General features: G+C 61.1%; 21 protein-coding genes and 1 tRNA gene. 13 read left to right on the forward strand and 9 right to left on the reverse strand.

The features are described from left to right. Positions 1–70: 70 nt before the first annotated feature. Positions 71–532 (reverse strand): Lrp/AsnC family transcriptional regulator, encoded by a 462-nt coding sequence (locus PYR65_RS15460; RefSeq protein ID WP_060641247.1) that lies wholly within the window; start codon positions 530–532, stop codon positions 71–73. Positions 533–654: 122 nt separating this feature from the next. On the opposite strand from PYR65_RS15460, the gene PYR65_RS15465 reads away from it, so the two are divergent. The 4 genes from PYR65_RS15465 (at position 655) to PYR65_RS15480 (ending at position 4385) form a co-directional block, all read left to right on the forward strand. After that, positions 655–1446, forward strand: coding sequence for a phenylalanine 4-monooxygenase (locus PYR65_RS15465; protein ID WP_276118599.1), 792 nt, complete (start codon positions 655–657; stop codon positions 1444–1446). Positions 1447–1537: 91 nt separating this feature from the next. Then, positions 1538–2494, forward strand: coding sequence for an agmatinase (gene speB, locus PYR65_RS15470; RefSeq protein WP_276118600.1), 957 nt, complete (start codon positions 1538–1540; stop codon positions 2492–2494). 93 nt (positions 2495–2587) lie between these two features. Next, positions 2588–3520 carry an N-acetyl-gamma-glutamyl-phosphate reductase gene (argC, locus tag PYR65_RS15475; RefSeq protein WP_276118601.1) on the forward strand — a complete coding sequence of 311 codons (933 nt, stop codon included), beginning with the start codon at positions 2588–2590 and terminating at the stop codon, positions 3518–3520. Between the two features lie 73 nt (positions 3521–3593). Beyond that, entirely contained in the window at positions 3594–4385 is a 792-nt protein-coding gene (locus PYR65_RS15480; RefSeq protein ID WP_276118602.1) for a sulfite exporter TauE/SafE family protein, read from the forward strand. Here the strand turns inward: PYR65_RS15480 and PYR65_RS15485 are convergent, their stop codons facing one another. Beyond that, complete coding sequence (locus PYR65_RS15485; RefSeq protein ID WP_276118603.1) at positions 4386–5489, reverse strand: COX15/CtaA family protein; 1104 nt, start codon at positions 5487–5489, stop codon at positions 4386–4388. It abuts the gene before it with no gap. Positions 5490–5665: 176 nt separating this feature from the next. Here PYR65_RS15485 and PYR65_RS15490 point away from each other — a divergent pair, with 176 nt between their 5' ends. Both PYR65_RS15490 and PYR65_RS15495 read left to right on the forward strand, forming a co-directional pair. After that, a complete protein-coding gene (locus tag PYR65_RS15490; RefSeq protein ID WP_060641252.1) occupies positions 5666–5878 on the forward strand; it encodes a DUF2842 domain-containing protein in 213 nt (70 codons plus the stop codon). A gap of 34 nt (positions 5879–5912) precedes the next feature. Then, positions 5913–6656, forward strand: a complete 744-nt coding sequence (locus PYR65_RS15495; RefSeq protein WP_276118604.1) for a metallophosphoesterase family protein — start codon at positions 5913–5915, stop codon at positions 6654–6656. Position 6657: 1 nt separating this feature from the next. Here the strand turns inward: PYR65_RS15495 and PYR65_RS15500 are convergent, their stop codons facing one another. Next, positions 6658–7308, reverse strand: coding sequence for a CatB-related O-acetyltransferase (locus tag PYR65_RS15500; RefSeq protein ID WP_276118605.1), 651 nt, complete (start codon positions 7306–7308; stop codon positions 6658–6660). A gap of 329 nt (positions 7309–7637) precedes the next feature. Between PYR65_RS15500 and PYR65_RS15505 the strand changes: the two genes are divergently transcribed. Beyond that, positions 7638–8906, forward strand: a complete 1269-nt coding sequence (locus PYR65_RS15505) for a GNAT family N-acetyltransferase (protein WP_276118606.1) — start codon at positions 7638–7640, stop codon at positions 8904–8906. A 13-nt stretch (positions 8907–8919) separates the two neighbouring features. On the opposite strand, the gene PYR65_RS15510 is transcribed toward PYR65_RS15505, so the two are convergent. Continuing rightward, positions 8920–11115, reverse strand: a complete 2196-nt coding sequence (locus PYR65_RS15510; RefSeq protein ID WP_276118607.1) for a GumC family protein — start codon at positions 11113–11115, stop codon at positions 8920–8922. Between the two features lie 222 nt (positions 11116–11337). Between PYR65_RS15510 and PYR65_RS15515 the strand changes: the two genes are divergently transcribed. From PYR65_RS15515 to PYR65_RS15535, 5 genes are all read left to right on the forward strand, one after another. Beyond that, positions 11338–11898, forward strand: a complete 561-nt coding sequence (locus tag PYR65_RS15515; protein WP_244490297.1) for a polysaccharide biosynthesis/export family protein — start codon at positions 11338–11340, stop codon at positions 11896–11898. A 4-nt stretch (positions 11899–11902) separates the two neighbouring features. Then, positions 11903–13078 (forward strand): glycosyltransferase family 4 protein, encoded by a 1176-nt coding sequence (locus tag PYR65_RS15520; protein ID WP_276121073.1) that lies wholly within the window; start codon positions 11903–11905, stop codon positions 13076–13078. Between the two features lie 57 nt (positions 13079–13135). Next, entirely contained in the window at positions 13136–14698 is a 1563-nt protein-coding gene (locus tag PYR65_RS15525; protein WP_060641435.1) for an undecaprenyl-phosphate glucose phosphotransferase, read from the forward strand. Continuing rightward, positions 14695–15966: an O-antigen ligase family protein gene (locus PYR65_RS15530; RefSeq protein ID WP_276118608.1), complete on the forward strand. Its 1272-nt coding sequence runs from the start codon at positions 14695–14697 to the stop codon at positions 15964–15966. Before PYR65_RS15525 ends, PYR65_RS15530 begins: the two co-directional genes overlap by 4 nt. 65 nt (positions 15967–16031) lie before the next feature. Then, on the forward strand, positions 16032–17198 hold the full coding sequence (locus tag PYR65_RS15535) for a glycosyltransferase family 4 protein (RefSeq protein WP_276118609.1): 1167 nt from the start codon (positions 16032–16034) through the stop codon (positions 17196–17198). Positions 17199–17315: 117 nt separating this feature from the next. Here PYR65_RS15535 and PYR65_RS15540 read toward each other — a convergent pair whose 3' ends face one another. Next, positions 17316–17987 (reverse strand): hypothetical protein, encoded by a 672-nt coding sequence (locus tag PYR65_RS15540; protein WP_276118610.1) that lies wholly within the window; start codon positions 17985–17987, stop codon positions 17316–17318. A 207-nt stretch (positions 17988–18194) separates the two neighbouring features. Here PYR65_RS15540 and PYR65_RS15545 point away from each other — a divergent pair. Continuing rightward, a tRNA-Pro gene (locus tag PYR65_RS15545) sits at positions 18195–18271 on the forward strand. 175 nt (positions 18272–18446) lie between these two features. Here the strand turns inward: PYR65_RS15545 and PYR65_RS15550 are convergent. The 4 genes from PYR65_RS15550 to PYR65_RS15565 all read right to left on the reverse strand — a co-directional run bounded on the left by PYR65_RS15550 (position 18447) and on the right by PYR65_RS15565 (position 21004). Next, the gene (locus PYR65_RS15550; protein ID WP_276118611.1) at positions 18447–19745 is read right to left on the reverse strand and encodes a calcium-binding protein; all 1299 of its coding nucleotides are present in this window, start codon (positions 19743–19745) and stop codon (positions 18447–18449) included. A gap of 132 nt (positions 19746–19877) precedes the next feature. Beyond that, positions 19878–20144 carry a hypothetical protein gene (locus PYR65_RS15555; RefSeq protein WP_060641437.1) on the reverse strand — a complete coding sequence of 89 codons (267 nt, stop codon included), beginning with the start codon at positions 20142–20144 and terminating at the stop codon, positions 19878–19880. A gap of 87 nt (positions 20145–20231) precedes the next feature. Further along, complete coding sequence (locus tag PYR65_RS15560; protein ID WP_276118612.1) at positions 20232–20645, reverse strand: hypothetical protein; 414 nt, start codon at positions 20643–20645, stop codon at positions 20232–20234. A gap of 113 nt (positions 20646–20758) precedes the next feature. Continuing rightward, positions 20759–21004, reverse strand: coding sequence for a DUF982 domain-containing protein (locus PYR65_RS15565; RefSeq protein ID WP_276118613.1), 246 nt, complete (start codon positions 21002–21004; stop codon positions 20759–20761). Between the last annotated feature and the right edge of the window lie 28 nt (positions 21005–21032).

Consider the following 21032-nt stretch of genomic DNA (forward strand, 5'->3'; position numbering starts at 1 on the left):
AAAATTTCGATTTGGAAAAGGCGGGCTTTGTCCCGCCTTTTTCTTTGCCGCCGCTTCAAGGCGGCCTGCCCTACAGGGGCAACTCGGTTGAAAACTTCAGTTCCCGCAGCACGAAGCTCGACACGACCGTGCGCACATGCGGGTTGCGCATCAGATGGCGCGTCATGAAAGCCTCGTAGCTTTCCACATCGCTCGCCCGGATTTTCAGCATATAGTCGAAGGCGCCTGATAACGCATAACACTCCATGATCTCCGGCCGCTCCGAGACAACGGCGGCGAACGAGGCCACCGCCTCCTCGTGGTGATCCTCCAGCGTCACATGCGCGATGACGCAGAGTTTCAGATCGAGCTTTCCGGGATCGAGCAGCGTCACGCGCTTGCGGATGACGCCATCGGCTTCCAGCTCCTGGACCTTGCGCCATGCCGAACTCTGCGACATGCCGGCCTTTTCCGCCAGTTCCGCCAGCGACAGGCTGCCATCGGCCTGGACGAGCTGCAGAAGCTTGCGATGGAAACTCCCAGATTCTTTCATGATCTTATCAATCCCCGAAAAATCCTGCCGTGATTATGGCGTTATCGCGTTCGAAAGAAAGAAAAATCCTCCATTTCTGAAGCATAATTGCGAGGAGTTACGCATCTGGGAGGATCGGCGCGATGACCAAGGAAAGCAGCTATACCGCCAAACTGCCAGGCCCCGATGGGGTCTATCCCTATACGGCCGAGGAAGACGCCATCTGGGGCGAACTCTATGACCGGCAGATGGCGCTGCTCGCCAACATGGCTTGCCGGGACTATCTCGATGGAGTGAAGATACTCGGACTGCGGCCGGACAGGGTGCCGCAGCTTGGCGATGTCGATCGACGTTTGCAGGAGACGACCGGTTTCGGCGTCGAAGGCGTGCCCGCTCTCATTCCTCCCTCGCGCTTTTACGAATTGCTGTCGCAGGGCAAGTTTCCGCTGGCCACTTTCCTGCGCCGCCGCGAGCATATCGACTATATCGAGGAACCGGATCTGTTTCACGAAGTCTTCGGCCATTGCCCGCTGCTCACCAACCAGAGCTATGCCAATTTCGTGCGCCATTTCGGCGAAGCGGCCGTCCGTCTTGGCAAGGGCTATTCCTGGCACCTGTTCCGCATCTTCTGGTTCACCGTCGAATTCGGCCTGATCAACACGCCGCAGGGTCGCCGCTGTTTTGGTGCGGGCATCGTCTCGTCGCCAAGCGAAGCGAAAGCTGCAATGGACGGCACCGCGTGCGAATTCCGGCCATTCGACCTGATGAGTGTTCTCAGAACCCCCTACCGCATCGATATCGTGCAGCCGATCTATTATGTCATCGACAGCTTTGCCGATCTCGAAGCAATCGTCGGGCAGGATATTGGCGGCATGATCGACAAGGCCAAATCGCTGGGCGACTTTGCCCCGGCCTTTGAAGCCAAAGCCTCATGACGCCAAGATTATCCGGTTGCAGTCCTCTGCAGGGTCTTGCCTTCCAGCCGCCGATTGTTCAACGTCTGGCACTCAACAGACGGAACCGATCATGGCCAACAAGACGATAGACCACGCCATCACCGCCACATCGCTGAAAAGTGCGGCCACCGACCCGACCCATGCCGGCATTCTGTCGTTCATGCGGCGCCGGTACACCAAGAGCCTGAAGGGCGTCGATGCCGTCGTCTGGGGCATCCCGTTTGATGCCGCGACCTCAAACCGCCCCGGCGCCCGTTTCGGGCCACAGGCGATCCGCCGCGCCTCGGCGATTTTCGACAATGATCCGCAATATCCGTTCGACCGCGATCTCTTTGCCGACATGGCGACGATCGATTACGGCGACTGCCTGCTCGACTATGGCAATCACAGCCGCACCCCGGCAACCATCGAGCGCGAGGCGGCGAAGATCCTGAAGGCTGGTGCCTTCCTGTTGACGCTGGGTGGGGATCATTTCGTCACCTTGCCGCTGTTGCGCGCCCATGCCGCAGTTCATGGCCCGCTTGCCCTCGTCCAATTTGATGCGCATCAGGATACCTGGGCCGACGAGAAAGGCCGCATCGACCACGGCTCCTTCGTGGGGCGCGCCGCACGCGAAGGCCTGATCGATACCGCAAGCTCGATCCAGCTTGGCATCCGCACGCATGCGCCCGACGATTGTGGCATCCGCATCCTCTATGGCTACGATCTCGAGGAGATGAGCGCCGGCGAGATTGCCGATGTGATCCTGCATCATGTCGGCGACCGCCCGGCCTATCTCACCTTCGATATCGATTGCCTGGACCCGGCCTACGCACCGGGGACCGGAACGCCGGTCGCAGGTGGCCCATCTTCGGCAAAGATCCTGTCGGTCATCCGCAAGCTCGGTGCGCTGGTCATCAAGGGCGCCGATGTGGTCGAGGTGGCGCCCGCCTATGACCACGCCGATATCACCGCCATTGCGGGCTCAACCATCGCGATGTATATGCTCGGCCTTCATGCCGAACAGCTGGCGGAGCGGCGCGGATAAAGGCCTGCCCCGCTGTGTTGTCAAACTGATTCAATTGCATGCCAAAGTGATTCCGGACACTCCGATAATTCCTTGGCAGGACAGGATAAAACCATGAAACCGAAGATTTTCATCGATGGCGAGCACGGCACAACGGGCCTGCAGATCCGCACCCGCATGGCGGGCCGTTCCGATGTGGAGCTGCTGTCCATTCCGGAAGCAGAACGCCGCAATGCCGCCATTCGCGAAGATCTTTTGAACAGCGCCGATATCGCCATCCTCTGCCTGCCGGACGACGCCTCCAAGCAGGCTGTCTCGATGCTCGAAGGCAACAACAAGGTGCGCATCATCGACACTTCGACGGCCTATCGCGTCGCGCCGGACTGGGCCTATGGCTTTGCCGAAATGGATGCGGCGCAAGCGGCGAAAATCCGCGAGGCCCGCCTCGTCGCCAATCCAGGCTGCTATCCGACCGGCGCCATCGGCCTCATCCGGCCGCTGCGCCAGGCCGGTATCCTGCCGCAGAGCTATCCAGTCACGGTCAATGCGGTTTCCGGCTATACCGGCGGCGGCAAGCAGATGATTGCGCAGATGGAAGACCCGGCCAATCCGGACCCTATCGATTCGCCCAATTTCCTCTACAGCCTGACGCTCAAGCACAAGCATGTGCCGGAAATGCAGACCCACGGCATGCTGGATCGCGCGCCAATCTTCTCGCCTTCGGTCGGCCGCTTCCCGCAGGGGATGATCGTCCAGGTGCCACTGTTCCTCGATCAGCTCGAGAATGGCGCAACGCTTGAGACCATCCATGCGGCGCTCTCTGCCCATTATGCAGGACAGTCGATCGTCGAGGTCGTGCCGCTCGATGTCAGCGCCAAACTTTCGCGCGTCGATGCCGTCGAACTGGCCGGCAAGGACACGATGAAGCTCTACGTGTTCGGCTCAAGCGGCGGCGAACAGGTCAATCTCGTCGCCCTGCTCGACAATCTCGGCAAGGGCGCATCGGGCGCTGCGGTACAGAACATGGATCTCATGCTGTCGGCGTGATGAAATCTCCGGCTGGGACGGTCCGTCCCCGCCCGGCCGTACGGCCGCAATCGTTCAAAGACAGGGACCTGACATGGGCGACACAGGTTTCTTCGCGGCCCTTCTGGCAAGGGTCGCAGCCGCGTTGCCGGAGCATGGCCTCCATGCGCTGCTGGCCTGCAGCTTCATTGCCGGCATGGCGCGCGGGTTTTCCGGCTTTGGCGCCGCTCTTATCCTTATCCCCATCGGCGGATCGATCGTTGGCCCGAAGATTATTTCGCCGGTGCTTCTGCTGATCGACACGATCGCTGCCGCAGGCATGCTGCCTGCCGCATGGCGCTCAGCCAACCGGCGCGAAGTCTTCACCATGGCCTCCGGCGCCCTGATCGGCGTGCCGCTCGGCACCACGGCTCTTGCCCTGGCTGATCCCTTGTATCTGCGCTGGGCGATCACAGTTCTTGGGGCGCTGATGCTGATCCTGCTCGTTTCGGGCTGGCGCTATCAGGGACAGCCGCGCGCCGCGCTGACGGCCGGTGTCGGCGGCATCGCCGGCGTTTTCAGCGGCGCGGCTCAGCTGGGCGGCCCACCGGTGGTCGCCTACTGGCTGAGCGGCGCGACCGACGTGCTGGTGATCCGTTCCAATCTGATGCTCTATTTCGTTGTTTCCTCGGCGCTGACGGCAGTTACCTATGTGATTGGCGGGCTGTTCGTCGAACAGGTCTTTGCGCTGACATTGGTCATCGTGCCGCTCTATGCCAGCGGCCTCTACGCCGGTTCGCGCCTCTTTGGACTGGCAAGACCATCGACGTTCCGGACCATCTGCTATGTGCTGATCGGTGCCTCCGCCCTTCTCGGCATGCCCGCCCTCGATGGACTGATGCGCTGATCAGTTCCGGACCGCGATTTCCAGCGGACGCGGATATTCGCCCGAAAAAGCCCGCCAATGCGCGACGGCAAAGCCGAGCACGACGAGCGCGCCGCCCTGATGGGCGACACCCCAGCCGACCGGAACCTGCAGGATCAGCGTCGCAATCCCGATCAGCGCCTGGATCGTTACCAGCATGAACAAAAGAATGGAGCGCCGCGCATGCGTCGTTTCCGGCGCGTTACGCAGCGAGGCGATCATGTGCATCGCCACGAAGGCAAACAGCACATAGGCGCCGATCCGGTGGACGAACTGCACGGTTTTCGGATTTTCGAACAGGTTGATCCAGAACGGTTTTTGGATGAACAGGTCGCCGGGGACCCATGCGCCGTCCATCAAGGGCCAGGTATTGTAGGAAAAGCCCGCATCGAGGCCGGCGACCAGCGCACCGAGATAGATCTGAAACAGCGCCATGCAGGCGATGATCGCAGCCATTTTCTTCGAGCTTTTGGTCGGCGCCGGATCATTGGCATGCGGCGCCAGCCCCCTGCCGATCCAGATGCAGGAGACGAAGATCAGACAGGCGATGATAAGATGGGTGGCTAGGCGGTACTGGCTGACCTCGGTGCGATCGGCAAGGCCGGAAGAGACCATCCACCAGCCGATGAAGCCCTGAAAACCGCCGAGCGCCAGAATGCCGAGCAGCGGCAGCTTCAAACGGGGCTCGATCTGGCCGCGAATCCAGAAGAAGGCCAGCGGCACGGCAAAGATCAGGCCGATCGAGCGGGCCAAAAGCCGGTGCGCCCATTCCCACCAGAAGATGGTCTTGAATCCTTCCACCGTCATGTCGCTGTTCAGCTGCTCATATTGCGGGATCTGCTTGTAGAGCTCGAACTCCTCCTGCCACTCGGCAGCATTGAGCGGCGGGATCACGCCGTGGATCGGTTTCCACTGGGTAATTGACAGGCCGGATTCCGTCAGACGCGTCGCGCCGCCGACCAGCACCAGCCCGAACAGAACCAAGACAACGATGCCCAGCCAGATCCTGATCTGGGTCCGGTTGCGGCTGACCGTATCGATCTCGCGCATGAGACGCTGCTGCGTCGCCAAATCCGTGCTTGCCATCGAAGCCTCCATCGTCGAAACGCAAGGCCCCATACCTTCGCAAGGCGAATTGTCCGGGGGCGCATGCATCAAAGCCGTTGATTTGCACCAGAGCAGCATGCAAAACAAGGCTTACCCCTTTGCGGCATGCCGTCGCGGCAATTTGTCCGGCGAAAACGCCAACCGGAAAGACATCAATGCCCGTACGCCTGAGAAAACTGATCGGCACCGTCCTGATCATCATCCTCGTCATCGTCTATGCGCTGGCGGCCACCACCTTTGCCTCGCTTCTGCTTGGCACCTCGCCGTGGTGGGTGCATCTGGCCTATTTCTTCTTCACCGGCCTGTTGTGGATCCTGCCCGCCATGCTGATCATCAAGTGGATGGAGAAACCCGCAAAGCCGCGTTGAGCCGAAAAGCAGGGTTAAGCCTAAGGACAGGTATATGAAAATTGCAGTGATCGCCGATATCCACGGCAACGACCTGGCCCTTGAAGCCGTGCTTGCCGATATTGCGGCGCACGGAATCGACGACGTCGTCAATCTTGGCGACCACCTCAGCGGCCCGCTCAACGCGGCGCGCACCGCCGATATCCTGATGGCCCGCAATTTCCCGTCGATCCGGGGAAATCACGACCGCTGGCTGACCACGAAGGAACCGGCCGCAATGGGCCAGTGGGACCGCGCCGCGCATGACGAATTGCAGCCGCACCATCTCGACTGGCTGCGCACCCTGCCGCCGACGCTCGTTCACCGCGAGCAACTGTTTCTCTGCCACGGCATTCCGCAGGACGATCTCACCTATTGGCTGGAAGACCTGACGGCTGACGGCGTCGTCCACATGTCGGCCCGCCAGCGGATCGAGCGTTTCGCCGAAGGTATCGACTATCCCGTCATCCTGTGCGGCCACACCCATATTCCCCGCGCGGTCCGCCTTTCTGACGGGCGGATTGTCGTTAATCCCGGCAGCGTCGGCTGCCCTGGCTATGACGATGACGAACCGGTCTTCCACAAGGTGGAAACCGGATCGCCGGATGCCGCCTACGCCATCCTTGAAAAGGCAGACGGCCGCTGGGACGTGACCTTCCGGCGCGTCGCCTACGACCACATGGCGATGTCGCGGCTGGCGCAGGAACGCGGAAACAAGGAATGGGCGAGCGCGCTCGCCACTGGTTGGATCGCCACCTAGATCACTTAGCCCCTTCGAGCGCCTCGATATCGGCGCCGGTGATCGCGGCGATATGGCGGGTGACCTTGTCCACCGGCCAGTTCCACCAGGCGATGGCCGAGAGGCGCTTCACGACATCATCGCTGAAACGCTGCTTCATCACCCTGCCCGGGTTTCCCGCCACAACGCTGTAGGGCGGCACATCGCTCGCCACGACGGCATGGGCGCCAATGATGGCGCCGTCGCCGATCGTCACGCCCGGCAGGATCGTCGCCTTGGTGCCGATCCAGACGTCGTTGCCCACCGTCGTGTCGCCCCGGTAGCCGCTGGCATAGGCAGCGGGGTCGAACCCGTCGCGCCATGCGCCGGGAAAGATGCCGAACGGATAGGTCGAAAAGCCCTGCATGGCATGATTGGCGCCGTTCATGATGAACGCAACACCCTGCGCCAGCGCGCAATAGCGGCCGATCTGCAACCGGTCGCCGATGAAATCAAAATGATAGAGCACGCATTTCTTCTCGAAATGCTCAGGGCCATCAGGATCGTCGTAATAGCTGAAATCGCCGGCCGTGATCAGCGGCGAGCGCACGAGATTCTTCAGAAAGCCGATCTGCGGAAAGGCGGCGACAGGGGTCACGGCACCGGAATCCGGCGCGATTTTAGAAACAGGCATGGGAAGACTCCACCTTTATGTCCAAGGGTCTTGGTGACATAGAGCGGCCTGGAAACGCGCGGGACTTGCCGCGAATTGTCCGGACCTTGTTCAGTGGCGCATCGGTCTCTCCCTGAAAACAGATGCCCGGCATAGCAAGAATTGCGTCCGGAATCCACCTGTGCCGCCCGCCCGGCCTTTCCTTTGAAAGCCGGATGGTCTTATCCATTCGGTAACCGCATTTGATGAAATCGGCGTCCCGCCGGGCGGCGCCTGTGCCATTTAAATGAAAATAAGGGCATGCTCGGCTTAGATGAGACGTCATCCCGTTCCCGGAACCGCCAGCGATCATGACCGACGTGGACTTCAATATCATGCCCGTTCGCAAGGCTCGCCGCCATGTTTGGCTCGGCCAGCGCGATCAGGTGCGCGATATCGCGCGTGCGGAAGGGCTGACGCTGAGCGTGCATGTCAACATGCAGGCGCTGGAAGCGGACTGGCGCGCGCTGGAAGCTTTGCCTGCTACCTCGCTTCATCAGGGCTTTGACTGGTGCTCGGCCTGGGCGCAAACCCATGCCAACCAGCTGCTTCTGGTGCGCGGCCGGATCGGCGAGAAGACGGTCTTCATCCTGCCGCTGGAACTCGTTCGCGGCCGCCTCTTCCGCACGGCCCGGTTCATCGGCTCGCCGCACAGCAATCTCAACACCGGGCTGTTCGCGGATGATTTCGATCCGGTCACCTGCTCGAAGTTCGCCGAAGAGCTGATTGCCGATCTCTCGGCCAAGCTCTCGCGCGTCGCCGATATCGTGACGCTGGAAAAGATGCCGTTCGACTGGCATGGGACGCGCCATGCTCTTTCCTCGTTTCCGGCCGTGCGCAACCAAAACGCATCCTATCAGCTGCCGCTTCTGGAGACGTTCGAAGCGACGCTCGCCCAGCTCAACGCCAAGCGGCGGCGCAAGAAATTCCGCATTTCGGAAAAACGGCTGGAAGCGCTCGGTGGTTACGACCATGTAATTGCCACCACATGCGAAGAACGCCAGCAGATCCTCAAGCGGTTCTTCGAGCAGAAGGCCACCCGCTTCAAGGCGCTCGGCCTCCCCAACGTCTTTCAGGACGAGGAAACGCAAGCGTTCTTCCATGCTCTATCAGCCGTGGAACCGGCTCGTGAAGGCCAGCCGCTCGAACTCAATGCGATCCGTCTGCGCGGTGATCAGAACGGCCGTATCGTTGCCATTGCCGGTCTGTCGCGCAAGGGCGATCACGTCATCTGCCAGTTCGGATCGATCGACGACGATATTGCGGCGGATGCCAGCCCCGGCGAGCTTTTGTTTTACCTGATCATCCGCAAATGCAACGCTGAAGGCGTGAAGCTGTTCGATTTCGGCATCGGCGATCAGGGCTACAAGCGCTCCTGGTGCACGGTGGAGACGGTCCAGCGGGATATCGTCCTTCCCTTGACGCTGCGCGGACGCCTGGCGGCATCGGTGCATCGCGCCGCCGTCCGGCTGAAATCCGGCATCAAGAAGAACAAGAAAGCCTATGCCTTCGTCCAGCGGCTGCGCCAGCGCCGGCAGGCGCCCGGTGCGGTGGCCGTTGCGGAAACGGACAGCGACTGAAACGCCGGCGGTATCAAGCTGCCCGGCGGCCTGAATTGCCCGGCTGCGGATAGCCTGTTCCCGTCATCAGCACGATCTCGCCAAAGCCCGCTTCGCCAAAACCGGTGATAAGTTCGATGATCTCCTCGTTGGCGACGGATGGTGCCGAGATGATGATCTTGGTATCGCGCGCACGCGTCACCCGGCTGATGGCACCGGCATCGGCAGGGCCGCATTCGATGAGCACCGTGTCATAGGCATTCGCCAAAGCATCGATGATCATCTGCAGCCGCTCGATGCCGCGCATGGCCAGCACCGGATCGGCATCGCCCTGCGGAATGATATGCGCGTCCGACAGCCGGTCGGCATGGATCGTTTCCGTGAAGGGAACTTCGCCAGCCAGAAGGTTGGTAATCCCGGCGAGATCGGCCGTCTCGGTCATCAGCCGTGTCGGGCATGCCGACCCGGTGAGGTCGATCAGGACGATCTTGCGTCCCTCTTCAGAGACCAGCCGCGCTAGTGCCACCGCATTGACCGAGCCCTCGTCGCCCGCCGGCGACACGGAGATGGCGACGCGCACATCGTCGGCGCTCAGGTGATCGGCAACCGAAGCAATCGAAAAATCGTCCTCTTCCGGCGCGTCAAATTCAGGCTCTGCCGGTTCCGGCTCCGGTTTCGATTCGATCGGCGCCGCCATGACGGGTGCGCGGGCAACGGCAGGCGCCGCTTCCACGGGGACCGGACGGATCAAGGGTTCGGCAACCGGCTGGACCGGCTGGAACTCCACTGGCTCTTCGTCGAAAACCTCGTCCTCCCGGCGGCCAACGGGGCGCAGGGCCCGGCCGCTGAAGAGCTCGGAAAGCATGATGATCACGCAGCTGACGAGAAAGGCTGCAAAGCCAGCAACGATGGTGATCGGCAGGACCTTGGGGAAGCTGACTTCGGTTGGCTCGACCGCCTGCGATATGACGCGCGCATCGGCCGGCGCTGCATTCTCCCCGCTGCGCGATGTCGCCTCGCGGTAGCGTGCCAGATAGGTTTCGAGCAGTTGGCGCTGCGCGGTTGCTTCCCGCTCCAGCGCCCGCAGGCCGACCTCATCTTCGCCGGCCTTCGCCGAATTCGCCTTCAACGTATTGAGCTGCGCCATCAATTGGCGCTCGCGCAACTGCGAGACATTCGCCTCGTTTTCCAGGCTGCCGAGGATTTTCCGGGTTTCGCTGATGATCTGCGTCCGGATGCCCTGAAGCTGGGATTTCAGTCCCTTCAGGCGCGGATGGCCATCAAGAAGCGTGGTCGAGAGATCGGCAATCTGGCCCTGGATGTTGGATTCGGTTTCCTTCAGCCGCTGGATCATCGGCGAGGCAACGACATCGTTCAGCGTATCGACGGCCCGGCCGCTGGCAAGCGCGGTGCGCACGTTTTCCGCCCGCGCTTCGGCATTGGCCCGCTCGCCGCGCACGCGGGCAAGCTCGGTCGAGATATCGTTCAGCTGCTTGGTCGCAAAGGTGCCGCCGGTTTCGCCTGTCAGCAGCAGATCGGATGACGAGCGGTAGTCCGCAACCTTGGCCTCGGCGTCGCGAACCTTTTCGCGCAGATTGGCAATTTCCGGCTCCAGCCAGCGGCTGGCCTCGGAGTTGGAATCGAGCTTGGCACCGCTTTGCAGCGACAGGAAGACCTTCGCCATGGCATTGGGGATCGCGGCGGCCAGTTTCGGATCTTCCGAGGTGAATTGCATTGCAATCACCCGCGATTTTTCCACCTGATAGACCTGCAGCTTCTTCTGGAACTCTTTCAGGACGCGCTCTTCGGGGGGAAGGTCGAGCGGGTTCTTCTTGATGCCGAGCATGACAAGCACGTCGGAGATCGCCGACGGGTTGGTGGTCGGATCGAATTCCGGCAATTCGTACAGCTTCATGTCGCGGGCGACCTGCTTGATCAGGTCGGCCGAGCGCAACACCTGAACCTGGCTGGAAATACCGGATTCGTCGAATTGACTGTCGCCGGTCTGCGGCTGCGCCTGGTTGGCGCCGCTGAATTCGGCCTGGCGCGATTCGATCAGAAGCCGGGCCTCGCCCTGATATTCCGGGCTCATCAGACTGGCGCCGATAAAGGCCAGGCCGCCAAACGCAACAGTCGCCAACAGCACCCTGCCCCGCCGGCGCCAGATGGCGCGGAAAAGCCCGCCGAGATCGATATCTACATCCTGATGACCGTCGTTGACGCCCGGCATGCGCTTTACCTCGAACCTTCACAACTTCGCGCCACCGTAAACAAACATGGTAACGCAACCGTTAATGCCCCTGCGACGGTGCACTTCATTTGACGCTTTATCGACTTGCAGCCCTACCGCGAAATTCTTCGCGGCCTTTACCGGCTATTAACCTTAATGGATTGATAACATCAGGCCATGAACTGGTTTCTGGAACGCGAGAGCCCGATGACATCCGCACGCATGAAAACAGGCCCTGTGTTGGCCGCACTCTCGTTGTGCCTTGCAATTTCAGGGTGCAGCAGCTACCAGCCGGCGCCCAAGGCTTTCCATGAAGCCACCATCCAGCCCTATCGCGTCGATAGCGGCGACAGGCTGCGCATCAGCGTCTTTGAACAGGCAGGGCTCACCGGCAGCTACACGGTCGATCAGGCCGGCTATGTCGCCTTCCCGCTGATCGGTGCCGTACCGTCGCGCGGCCATACCCTGCCGGAAATGGAAAAGACCATCGCCAGCAAGCTGCGCGAAGGCTATCTGCGCGATCCGGACGTGACGATCGAGGTCGATCGCTACCGCTCCGTCTTCATCATGGGCGAAGTCGGCCAGGCCGGGCAATATTCCTATGTGCCGGGCATGACGGTTCAAAACGCCATTGCCGTGGCCGGCGGTTATTCGCCACGCGCCAACCAGGCCAATGTCGACGTCACCCGCAAGATCAATGGCCGTATTCTGACCGGCCGCGTGTCGATCTCCGACCCGATCATGGCCGGCGACACGATCTATGTCCGTGAGCGGCTGTTCTGACGGCATGCCGGATCCCGAGCCGCTGCGCATCATTCACTGTTTCAGGTCGCCTATCGGGGGAATTTTCCGGCATGTGCGCGATCTGGCGGAAGCGCATGCGCGGCAGGGCCACGAGGTCGGCATCGTCTGCGACAGCACCACGGGCGGAAGCTACGAGGATGCGCTTTTCGACGAGATCAGGCCCTTCCTGGCGCTCGGTCTCGTGCGCCTGCCAATCCGCCGCTCCATCGGTCCGGCGGATCTTGCGGCCCTTTGGAAAAGCTACAAGGAAATTAGAAGTTTGCAGCCGGATATCCTGCACGGTCATGGCGCCAAAGGCGGCGCTCTGGCCCGGATCATCGGCTCAGCCTTGCGGGTGAACAAGTATCGCGTTGCCCGCCTCTATTCGCCGCATGGCGGCAGCCTGCACTATAACGGCAAGAAGCCGTCGGGAAAGATCGTCTTCCTGCTGGAGCGCCTGCAGGAATATCTGACGGATGCGATCGTCTTCGTCTGTGACTTCGAGCGCCGGACCTATGAGCACAAGGTCGGCAAGCCGCGCATCCGCAGCGAGCGCATCTATAACGGCATCGACGACCGCGATTTCGACACCGTCTATGCCCGGCCCGATGCCGTGGATTTTCTCTACATCGGCATGCTGCGCGATCTGAAGGGCCCGGACCTCTTCATCGATGCCTTTGCACGGACCGAGCGCAATATCGGCAGGCCGCTTTCGGCGATGATGATTGGCGACGGGCCGCAGAAGGACGATTACGAACAGATGATGCTGGAACGCGGCCTCGGCCGCCGCATCGAGATGCTGCCGGCCATGAAGGCGCGCGACGCCTTTGCCTTTACCCGCAACGTGGTCGTGCCCTCGCGCGCTGAATCCATGCCCTATATCGTCCTGGAGGCCCTGGCCGCCCGCAAACCGGTGATTGCTTCGCGCGTCGGCGGCATACCGGAAGTGCTCGGCGCAGACAGTGCCGCGCTTGCCACCCCCGGCGATGCGCAGTCGCTGGCCGATGTGATGACGGCTGCGATGACGCAAAAGGATTGGGCGGCGAAAGTCATGCCGGAGGCCGAAGCCTTCAAGACCGCCTTTGCAACCTCGACGATGTCGGCCAGCATCATGCGGCTCTACCGCCAGCTTGTGCCGGAAAAGGCCAGCTTGCGCGAAACGGCGGCAAAGACCCCGTAAGCGTTTCTTAGGGGCTTTCTGCTATCCCGAAGGGACACAACGGCCCGGGTGGATATGATGAACCAGATCGATAAACCGGATTCCTTCGATACCGACGCATTGCGCAAGAAGATTTCGGAGATCCGCACCATCGCGCCCGGTGAAAAACGCGAGGACGAGCCGAAGCGTGAACTCAACCCGCTTGCGCGCAAGATCGCCGCACAGTTCCGCACCGATACCTATTCCCCCAATATGATCATCGGGCTGATGCGGCTGTTCGAGTTCACCGCGCTGTTTGCCATCGGCTATGCCATCCACATGCTCTATGTCGCACCGCCAAGCGACGAAATGCTCGGCTATTGCGGGCTGATCGCAGGTGGGGCCGCGCTGACCGTGATGTTCCTGCAGCTGTGCGACGGCTATCAGGTGCCAACGCTGCGTTCGGCTGGACGGGCCATCCCCCGGCTGATCGGCTGCTGGACGCTGGCATTTGCCTCCATGACGCTGGTGCTGTTCCTGCTCAAGACCGGCGAGACGTTTTCGCGCCTGTCCTTCGGCGGCTGGTATGTGCTGGGCGCCGTCTTTCTGATCGCCGAGCGCGCCTTCATCGCCTTTTCCATCCGCCGCTGGGCCCGCAACGGCATCATGGAGCGCCGCGCCGTCATCGTCGGCGGCGGTCAGCCGGCCAAGGACCTGATCCGTTCGCTCGAACAGCAGACCGACAACGATATCCGCATCTGCGGTATTTTCGACGACCGCGACGAGCGCCGCTCGCCCGGCATCATCGCCGGCTATCCGAAGCTCGGCACCGTGGCCGAACTCGTCGATTTCGCCCGCCTCACCCGCATCGACATCCTAATCATCGCCCTGCCGCTCTCGGCGGAAAAGCGTATTCTCGAATTGCTGCGCAAGCTGTGGATCCTGCCGGCCGACATCCGCCTTGCCGCCCATGCCAACAATCTGCGGTTTCGGCCGCGCAGCTATTCGCATGTCGGCCAGGTGCCGATGCTCGATATTTTCGATAAGCCGATCGCCGACTGGGATTCGGTCGCCAAGCGCATCTTCGACGTGTTCTTCAGCATCGTTGCCCTGGTGGTACTCTGGCCGGTCTTCATCGGCGCCGCAATCGCCGTCAAGGTGAGCTCGCCTGGCCCGATCATCTTCAAGCAGAAGCGCCACGGCTTCAACAACGAGACGATCGACGTCTACAAGTTCCGCTCGATGTACACCGATATGAGCGACCCGACCGCCCGCAATGCCGTCACCAAGGGCGATCCGCGCGTCACCCGCGTCGGCCGTTTCCTGCGCAAATCCTCGATCGACGAACTGCCGCAAATCTTCAACGTGCTGCGCGGCCAGCTCTCGCTGGTCGGCCCGCGTCCGCACGCAGTTCTTGCCCAGACCGCCGACCGCACCTATTCCGATGTCGTTGAAGGATATTTTGCCCGCCACCGGGTCAAGCCCGGCGTTACCGGCTGGGCGCAGATTAACGGCTGGCGCGGCGAGATCGACAATGACGAGAAGATCAAGTTCCGCACCGCCTTCGATCTCTACTATATCGAAAACTGGTCGCTGTGGCTGGACCTGAAGATCCTGTTCCTGACGCCGATCCGGCTGCTCAATACGGAAAATGCCTATTGAGCACGCCAGCCGCCACGTCTACCGTGGGGTTTCGCCCGCAGCTGGCCGCCGTTGCCATCCTCGGCTCGGCCATGGTGACCTTTGGCGTCTTCCTGTCTGGCTTCGTCATTGCCGAGCCCGCCCCTTACGAACTCTTCATGGTCGCGCTGATCGGCCTGTGGTTTCTGTTCGGACTGAAAATCTCGCGGTCCGTCGCGCCGCTTCTGGCTCTTCTCATCCTGTTCATGACCGGCGGCATTCTGTCGCTCACGGTCATGAGCGATCTGGCCACGGCGCCGATGTATATGGCGGTATCGGGCTTCCTCTGCCTCACCTCGGTCTTTTATGCCGCCATCATCGAAGCCCGTCATGAACGGCTGAAGCTGATCTTCGATGCCTGGGTGGCTGCCGGCGTCATCACCTCGCTGCTGGGTATTCTCGGCTATTTCGGCGCCATTCCGGGGGCTGCGAATTTCACCCTCTACGATCGTGCCAAGGGCGCGTTCCAGGATCCCAATGTCTTTGGCCCCTTCCTCGTCGCGCCGTCGCTCTATCTCATGTACCGGCTGTTGAGCGACCGGATCGCCACCGCGCCGCTCAAGGCCATCGCCATTTTAATCATGGCGCTCGGGCTGTTCCTCTCTTTCTCGCGCGCCGCCTGGGCGCTTTATCTGTTTTGCGCCTGCGCGCTCGTCCTCGTCATGCTGCTGAAGGAACGCACCGGCGCCTTCCGGCTGAAAATCCTGGTCCTGACACTCAGCGGCGCCTTGCTGATGGTCGTGGCGCTCGGTATTGCCCTGCAGATCCCGCAGGTCGCCGATCTGTTTTCCAGCCGCACCCAGCTGGTGCAGGAGTATGACGGCGGCCATCTCGGCCGTTTCGACCGCCACAAGATTGGCTTCCTGATGTCGATGGAAAAACCGCTCGGCATCGGGCCGATGGTGTTCAGCACGATGTTTCCCGAGGACGAGCACAATATCTGGCTGAAATCGCTGACCTCCTACGGCTGGCTGGGTTTCATCTCCTATGTCACGCTGATCATCTGGACGGTATCGATGGGCTTCCGCTTCCTGCTGCTCGACCGCCCCTGGCAGCCCTATCTGATGATCGCCTGGATCGTGCTGATCGGTCATGCGGCGATCGGCAATGTCATCGATACCGATCACTGGCGGCATTTTTTCCTGCTGCTCGGCATCATCTGGGGGTGCGGCGCGCTCGAATACCGCCATCGCAACAGCCTCAAGCGGGCGCAATTGCGCCGCACGGCCGCAGCGCCAACCCTGCGTTAACGTCAATCCTGTACACAGACAGCAACGGATCGGCTCCATATCGGGACCGGCGGCGGATTGTCAGAATGAATATCGACCCCTTCAACTCCGGCGTTGAAAACGGCCTTCGCATCCTTCAGGTGCTGGAGCCGAGCGGCGGCGGTTCAGGCCGCCATTTTCTCGATCTCTGCCGCGGCCTGAAGCAGCGCGGCCACCATGTCGAGGCTGTGTATTCGCCGCTGAGGGCTGAAGAGGCTTTCGTGCGCGAATTGAAATCGCTTGCCTTGCCTGCCGTGCACGCCGTTGCCATGAAGCGCTCGCCCGGACTATCGGATTTCGCCGCCCATCGCGCCTTGCGCCGCATCATCGGCGGCGGCATCCCCTTCGACATCGTGCACGGGCACAGCTCGAAGGCCGGCGCGCTGACGCGCCTTCGCCTACCCGGCGTCCATGCGCCGCGCGTTTACACCCCGCATGCCTTCCGCACGATGGACCCGACGCTTGGGCGAACCGGACGGCTGATCTTTGCCACGATCGAAACCATCCTGGCCAAGCTGTTCACCGATCACCTGGTCTGCGTGTCCGACGATGAATATGCGCATGCGCTGTCGCTCGGCATGCCGGCGCGCAAACTCTCCGTCATCATCAACGGTGTTTCGCCGCCACCGCTCGACATGGCGCATACGGTGCGTGCGAGCTTCGGCATTGCGGCGGATGCCTTCGTCTTCGGCTTTGTCGGCCGGTTATCCTATCAAAAGGCGCCGGAGCGCCTGATCGAGGCCTTTCGCAACGCCGCCTCCAGACTGCCCGGCGCCGAGCTGATCATGGTCGGCTCCGGCGAACTCGAACAGGAGGTCCGCAAGGCCATCGCCGAAAGCGGCATGCAGAAACGCATCCGCCTGACCTCGGCCTTTACCGGCCCGCAGGCCGTTCCGGCGTTCAATGTCCTTGTGATGCCGAGCCGCTATGAAGCGATGTCCTATGTCATGTTGGAGGCTGCCGCGACGGGAAAGCCGATCGTTTCCACCGATGTCGGCGGCGCCTCGACCGCCATCGACAAGGATAAAAGCGGCTTGATCGTGCCCAATGACGGCGACAGCGCCAAGCTCGCCAATGCCATGGTGGAAAGTGCGGATCCCACCCGCTACCGCCAGCTGAGCGAGGCGGCACTGTCACGCATGGCGAACTTCTCGATGGGGCAGATGATCGACAAGACCGAAGCCGTCTACCGCGGGCTCGCCGCAGCAAGATAGGCGGTTACCCCGCGCGGGGCGGCACGCGATCTGGCACCGGCGCGATACCTTGCGCGGATCACAAACGCTGAAACCCGAAATGCAGGAATGGGGTCAGAGGCGCAGTCGTTGACGTAGCTATCCCTGCGCGCACCAGCCTGCCTTGCCGCCGGAGGGATGGGCGAGCCCTTCGGACACCAGGATATCGCCGATCGAACGTCCCTGCCCGATGGTCACCTTGGCATTCTGGCCGGAGATGCCGGCCAATTGCACCTCACCGGCATTGAGAATTTCCCACAGCCGTTTCTTCGCCAGGGAGCCGAGCTTGCGCTCGCCGTCACATTTGGCCTGTTTGATTCTGGGCGCCTGGATATCGGCGATCTGGATCTTTTTGCGTCCATACCAGAACGTGCCGCCATCGACGACGCAGTTTTCCAGCGTTTCGGTGCAGAAGTAAAAAGCCCCAGGCTTGCGGGCTGCTGCCGGCTCATCCACGGTCTTCAATGCGCTGACATCGACGGCCGGCTGCTCAACGGGCCGCACCGAAGGCATCGCCAGCGCAGGCCTGACCGAGTGTTGTGGTGTCTCTGCACGTCTTTCAGGGGCAGACCGTTTTTCCACTGCCGGCTGTTTGCCGATGGACGCGGTGTAGAACGGAGCAGTTATCGGTAATATCTGCGCCCGGTGCTCATAGCCAAGCACCGCACCCACCGACAACACGCCGGCCAGATACCACGGCCACATGCTTGTCCTGGCCTGCTTGCGGCTCGTGCGCCGCTTCTGACCTTTCCTGACCGCCGTCTTCGCCATCACCCAAATCCCCTTTTCGCCCGCGCATTATCGCGGCAAGGGATTGCCGAAAACTTTAAGCATCGGGAAAATCTGCGGCCTGGCACGCCCCTTTGCCGCAATTTCCCCAACCACAAAAAACCTCCCCGCTTTTTCCGGCGATTTACCGCATTTTCCAAAATCAGCACTTGCGCGCCAAGTCCCGATTATATACGCCTCTTTTCGGTTCGGAGCGTAGCGCAGCCCGGTAGCGCACTTGACTGGGGGTCAAGGGGTCGTGGGTTCGAATCCCGCCGCTCCGACCATTTTTCTCCTTGATATTCCCAGCTCAGCACCTGTCACCTTTTCTTTTCTACCGGAAGAAAAAGCGTGGATGGGCCCTGCGGCAGCCGAAACTGCCGTAAAAATTCCACTCCGCCATTCCACTCTGCGATAGTCTGCAATCCGCTACGCAACGCGCCGCAGATCGCAGCACCTTGGCTATACGATGAAGAAATCGGCGTTGGTCATCGTAAGGTCATGGCCGACCGTGGCAAATTGAACGGCTGCTGCGGCACCTGTGCCGTCCTTATCGTAACTGACGGCGCCGGTTGTCGAATCGTAGATGATCCGGTCGGACGCGTCGGCAGCTGCGGAACCGATATGAAAGGCGGCGGCGGCAAGCTTGCCGGTGACGCTGAGGGCCGTGAATACCGCGTTTTCAAGCCGTATGGTGTCGTTTGCCACGGAGAAGTCGGTAATCGCGTCGATATTTGCCGATCCAAGCCGGCTGTTGAAGAAAAACGTATCGTTGCCGGTTCCGCCGCGCAAGACATCGTTTCCAAGGCCGCCACCGATCAAATCGTTGCCCGCGCCGCCCGACAGGTCGTTGGCATGGTTGCCGCCAAAGATCTGATCGTTGAACTTGGTTCCGATGACATTCGGTATGTTCTTCACTGTGTCGGTATTTCCAAACCCGTCCTTGGCGGTATCGGCTGCCAGGCCGCCCTGCTTTCCATTGCCAAGCAGATTGACGGTGACGCCGCGCGTGCCGCCGCTAGCAGCATCGCGGCTGTAATCGACGGTATCCGAGCCGGAATTGCCATTCAGGTTGTCATTGCCCCGGCCGCCGATCAGCGTGTCGGCACCGCCGCCGCCCTTGATCGTATCGTTGCCAGCGCCACCATTCAGGACATTGGCACCGCCATTGCCGGTCAACTTGTCGGCCCCCGACCCACCGGTGATATTCTCGATATTGCGGATCGTGTCTTCAGCGATCCCGCCGACCGTGACCGTTGTATTGGCCGCGCCCTTGAGGGTAACAACGACGGACCCGGTCTTGTCGGTATAGAGCGCCGTGTCGATGCCCGCACCGCCGTCAAGCACATCCTTGCCGCCAGCGCCCTTGAGGATATCGTTGCCGCCGAAACCGGAAAGAACGTCGGCGAGCGGCGTCCCGTTCAGCGTGTCGTCACCGTTCAAGGCAAGGCTCAGGAGCCCTTGCGTGTTGTTTTGCGACGCGTACTGGTGAACGTCGGTGGCGGCAATGTTCAGCCCTGTCACCAGCAGCGCGGTGCTGCCGTTGACCACATATCGCACCGACGAAACAGTGCCGCCGGTCGGCACGTCAGACGCATCAAAGGTGAAGCCGCTGCCCTTGAACAGCGTGTAATTCTTCGCATTGTCGAAATATTTCGCCGATACCGGCGAGACCGCCGATAGATCGTAGTCGTACAGGCCATCAACCTGCAGCATGTCGAATTTAATTGGAAATGCAGTCCCACCACTGACAACGGCCATCTCACCCTCCACAGCCAAGCCTATATATGAGTAATTCATAATATACAGGGAATTGCCGATCGGTCGACCTGAAGACGTGCTGATAGCTCTAAGTGTTTATTCTGCGTTGTATGGGAGACTGGCCATCTGCCTTCAATGAACCGAAATATCCGTCTCCGGCTCTTCCAGGAACGATTCGATCCCGTCGCGTTCGACGGTGGCCAAAAACTCCTCGAAGGCTTCCTTGTCGGTGGCGAAGGGCTCTTCCCAGACGGTCAGGCCTTCGTCCTGATCGATCACTTCCATCGTCCAGCCGCCGGTGCTGCCTTCCGTGCGGAAGATATCGACCAGCACGGTGATGTCGTCTTCGGTGAATTCGCCGGAAAAATCGGAATGTTCGAGCTTTTGCTTCTTCGTCATGGTCATCATGCCTGTTTCGCGTTGGTGACACTGTATAATTCCTCAACCCGGTTCCGGTTCAAAGAAAGTTTCAGCATCGTTGAACTGCTACAGCGGCTCCTGCACATCCTGTTTGGCTGCATCCTGTTTGGCCGCATGCTGATTGGCCGCATCCTGTTTGGAACGGGGCGAGGCCGTCGCCATCAAGCGGCCCCGGGAGCGTTCGCGGGTGGCGATGCCTTCGAGCCGCTTGGCGGCTTCCTTGATTTCAAGCGGCGAAAACAGACAGCGGTACTGCGCGCTCGTCATTGCCGCCTCCATCGAAAGTTCGGTTTTCTTTGCCTCGATCAGCCGTTCCAGGCCGGTGGTGCCGGGCTTGAACACGAGTTCCCTGGCAGCCTCGACGCCGCCCTTGAGGATGACCAGGCGGCGAAACAGCACGGGCCGGAAGCCGATGCGGGCGCAGTGATCGTAGAGCGCCAGCATCTCGCCGTGAAATTTCGCCTGCAGGGTCCTGTTCATCCTGTTCTCTCTCAATCGCATGCCGGGGAGACGATAGCCGGTTGCACCGGAACCAAGCTACCCGACTGAGGGCAAGGCCAAAAGACCTCCCTATGCAGTATCTTGGTGATGCCTCAGTCCTGAACCGCAATCTCCGCTTCGGCGGCTGCCGCCAGAAACGCTTTTCGCGCGTCTTCTGCCGGGCGCTTGCCTTCGACGACCTCGGCGCAGATCCCCAGTGCCCGGTCGAGCGCCGGTGCATCCTCCAGCGGCCAATCCTCGATCATCGCCCAGGAAGCCTCCGTGGTATTGGAGATGGTCACGTATCTGCCCGGCCCTTCCAGGGCAAGCGTCACGCTTTTCGTCCAGGGCTTTTCCATCGTCTCGCCTTGCTCACAAATTCGGTCG

The sequence above is a fragment of the Pararhizobium qamdonense genome, assembly GCF_029277445.1.
Lineage (GTDB): Bacteria > Pseudomonadota > Alphaproteobacteria > Rhizobiales > Rhizobiaceae > Pararhizobium > Pararhizobium qamdonense.

What these genes read in the sequence shown, in the direction of transcription:
- PYR65_RS15515 (WP_244490297.1), top strand. Translation starts at nt 11,338, where the DNA reads ATGAAAACAGGCCCTGTGTTGGCCGCACTCTCGTTGTGCCTTGCAATT.
- PYR65_RS15485 (WP_276118603.1), bottom strand. Translation starts at nt 5,489, where the DNA reads ATGGCAAGCACGGATTTGGCGACGCAGCAGCGTCTCATGCGCGAGATC.
- PYR65_RS15495 (WP_276118604.1), top strand. Translation starts at nt 5,913, where the DNA reads ATGAAAATTGCAGTGATCGCCGATATCCACGGCAACGACCTGGCCCTT.
- PYR65_RS15535 (WP_276118609.1), top strand. Translation starts at nt 16,032, where the DNA reads ATGAATATCGACCCCTTCAACTCCGGCGTTGAAAACGGCCTTCGCATC.
- PYR65_RS15550 (WP_276118611.1), bottom strand. Translation starts at nt 19,745, where the DNA reads ATGGCCGTTGTCAGTGGTGGGACTGCATTTCCAATTAAATTCGACATG.
- PYR65_RS15480 (WP_276118602.1), top strand. Translation starts at nt 3,594, where the DNA reads ATGGGCGACACAGGTTTCTTCGCGGCCCTTCTGGCAAGGGTCGCAGCC.
- PYR65_RS15560 (WP_276118612.1), bottom strand. Translation starts at nt 20,645, where the DNA reads ATGAACAGGACCCTGCAGGCGAAATTTCACGGCGAGATGCTGGCGCTC.
- PYR65_RS15490 (WP_060641252.1), top strand. Translation starts at nt 5,666, where the DNA reads ATGCCCGTACGCCTGAGAAAACTGATCGGCACCGTCCTGATCATCATC.
- argC (WP_276118601.1), top strand. Translation starts at nt 2,588, where the DNA reads ATGAAACCGAAGATTTTCATCGATGGCGAGCACGGCACAACGGGCCTG.
- PYR65_RS15565 (WP_276118613.1), bottom strand. Translation starts at nt 21,004, where the DNA reads ATGGAAAAGCCCTGGACGAAAAGCGTGACGCTTGCCCTGGAAGGGCCG.
- PYR65_RS15555 (WP_060641437.1), bottom strand. Translation starts at nt 20,144, where the DNA reads ATGACGAAGAAGCAAAAGCTCGAACATTCCGATTTTTCCGGCGAATTC.
- PYR65_RS15505 (WP_276118606.1), top strand. Translation starts at nt 7,638, where the DNA reads ATGACCGACGTGGACTTCAATATCATGCCCGTTCGCAAGGCTCGCCGC.
- PYR65_RS15520 (WP_276121073.1), top strand. Translation starts at nt 11,903, where the DNA reads ATGCCGGATCCCGAGCCGCTGCGCATCATTCACTGTTTCAGGTCGCCT.
- PYR65_RS15510 (WP_276118607.1), bottom strand. Translation starts at nt 11,115, where the DNA reads ATGCCGGGCGTCAACGACGGTCATCAGGATGTAGATATCGATCTCGGC.
- PYR65_RS15540 (WP_276118610.1), bottom strand. Translation starts at nt 17,987, where the DNA reads ATGGCGAAGACGGCGGTCAGGAAAGGTCAGAAGCGGCGCACGAGCCGC.
- speB (WP_276118600.1), top strand. Translation starts at nt 1,538, where the DNA reads ATGGCCAACAAGACGATAGACCACGCCATCACCGCCACATCGCTGAAA.
- PYR65_RS15525 (WP_060641435.1), top strand. Translation starts at nt 13,136, where the DNA reads ATGAACCAGATCGATAAACCGGATTCCTTCGATACCGACGCATTGCGC.
- PYR65_RS15460 (WP_060641247.1), bottom strand. Translation starts at nt 532, where the DNA reads ATGAAAGAATCTGGGAGTTTCCATCGCAAGCTTCTGCAGCTCGTCCAG.
- PYR65_RS15500 (WP_276118605.1), bottom strand. Translation starts at nt 7,308, where the DNA reads ATGCCTGTTTCTAAAATCGCGCCGGATTCCGGTGCCGTGACCCCTGTC.
- PYR65_RS15465 (WP_276118599.1), top strand. Translation starts at nt 655, where the DNA reads ATGACCAAGGAAAGCAGCTATACCGCCAAACTGCCAGGCCCCGATGGG.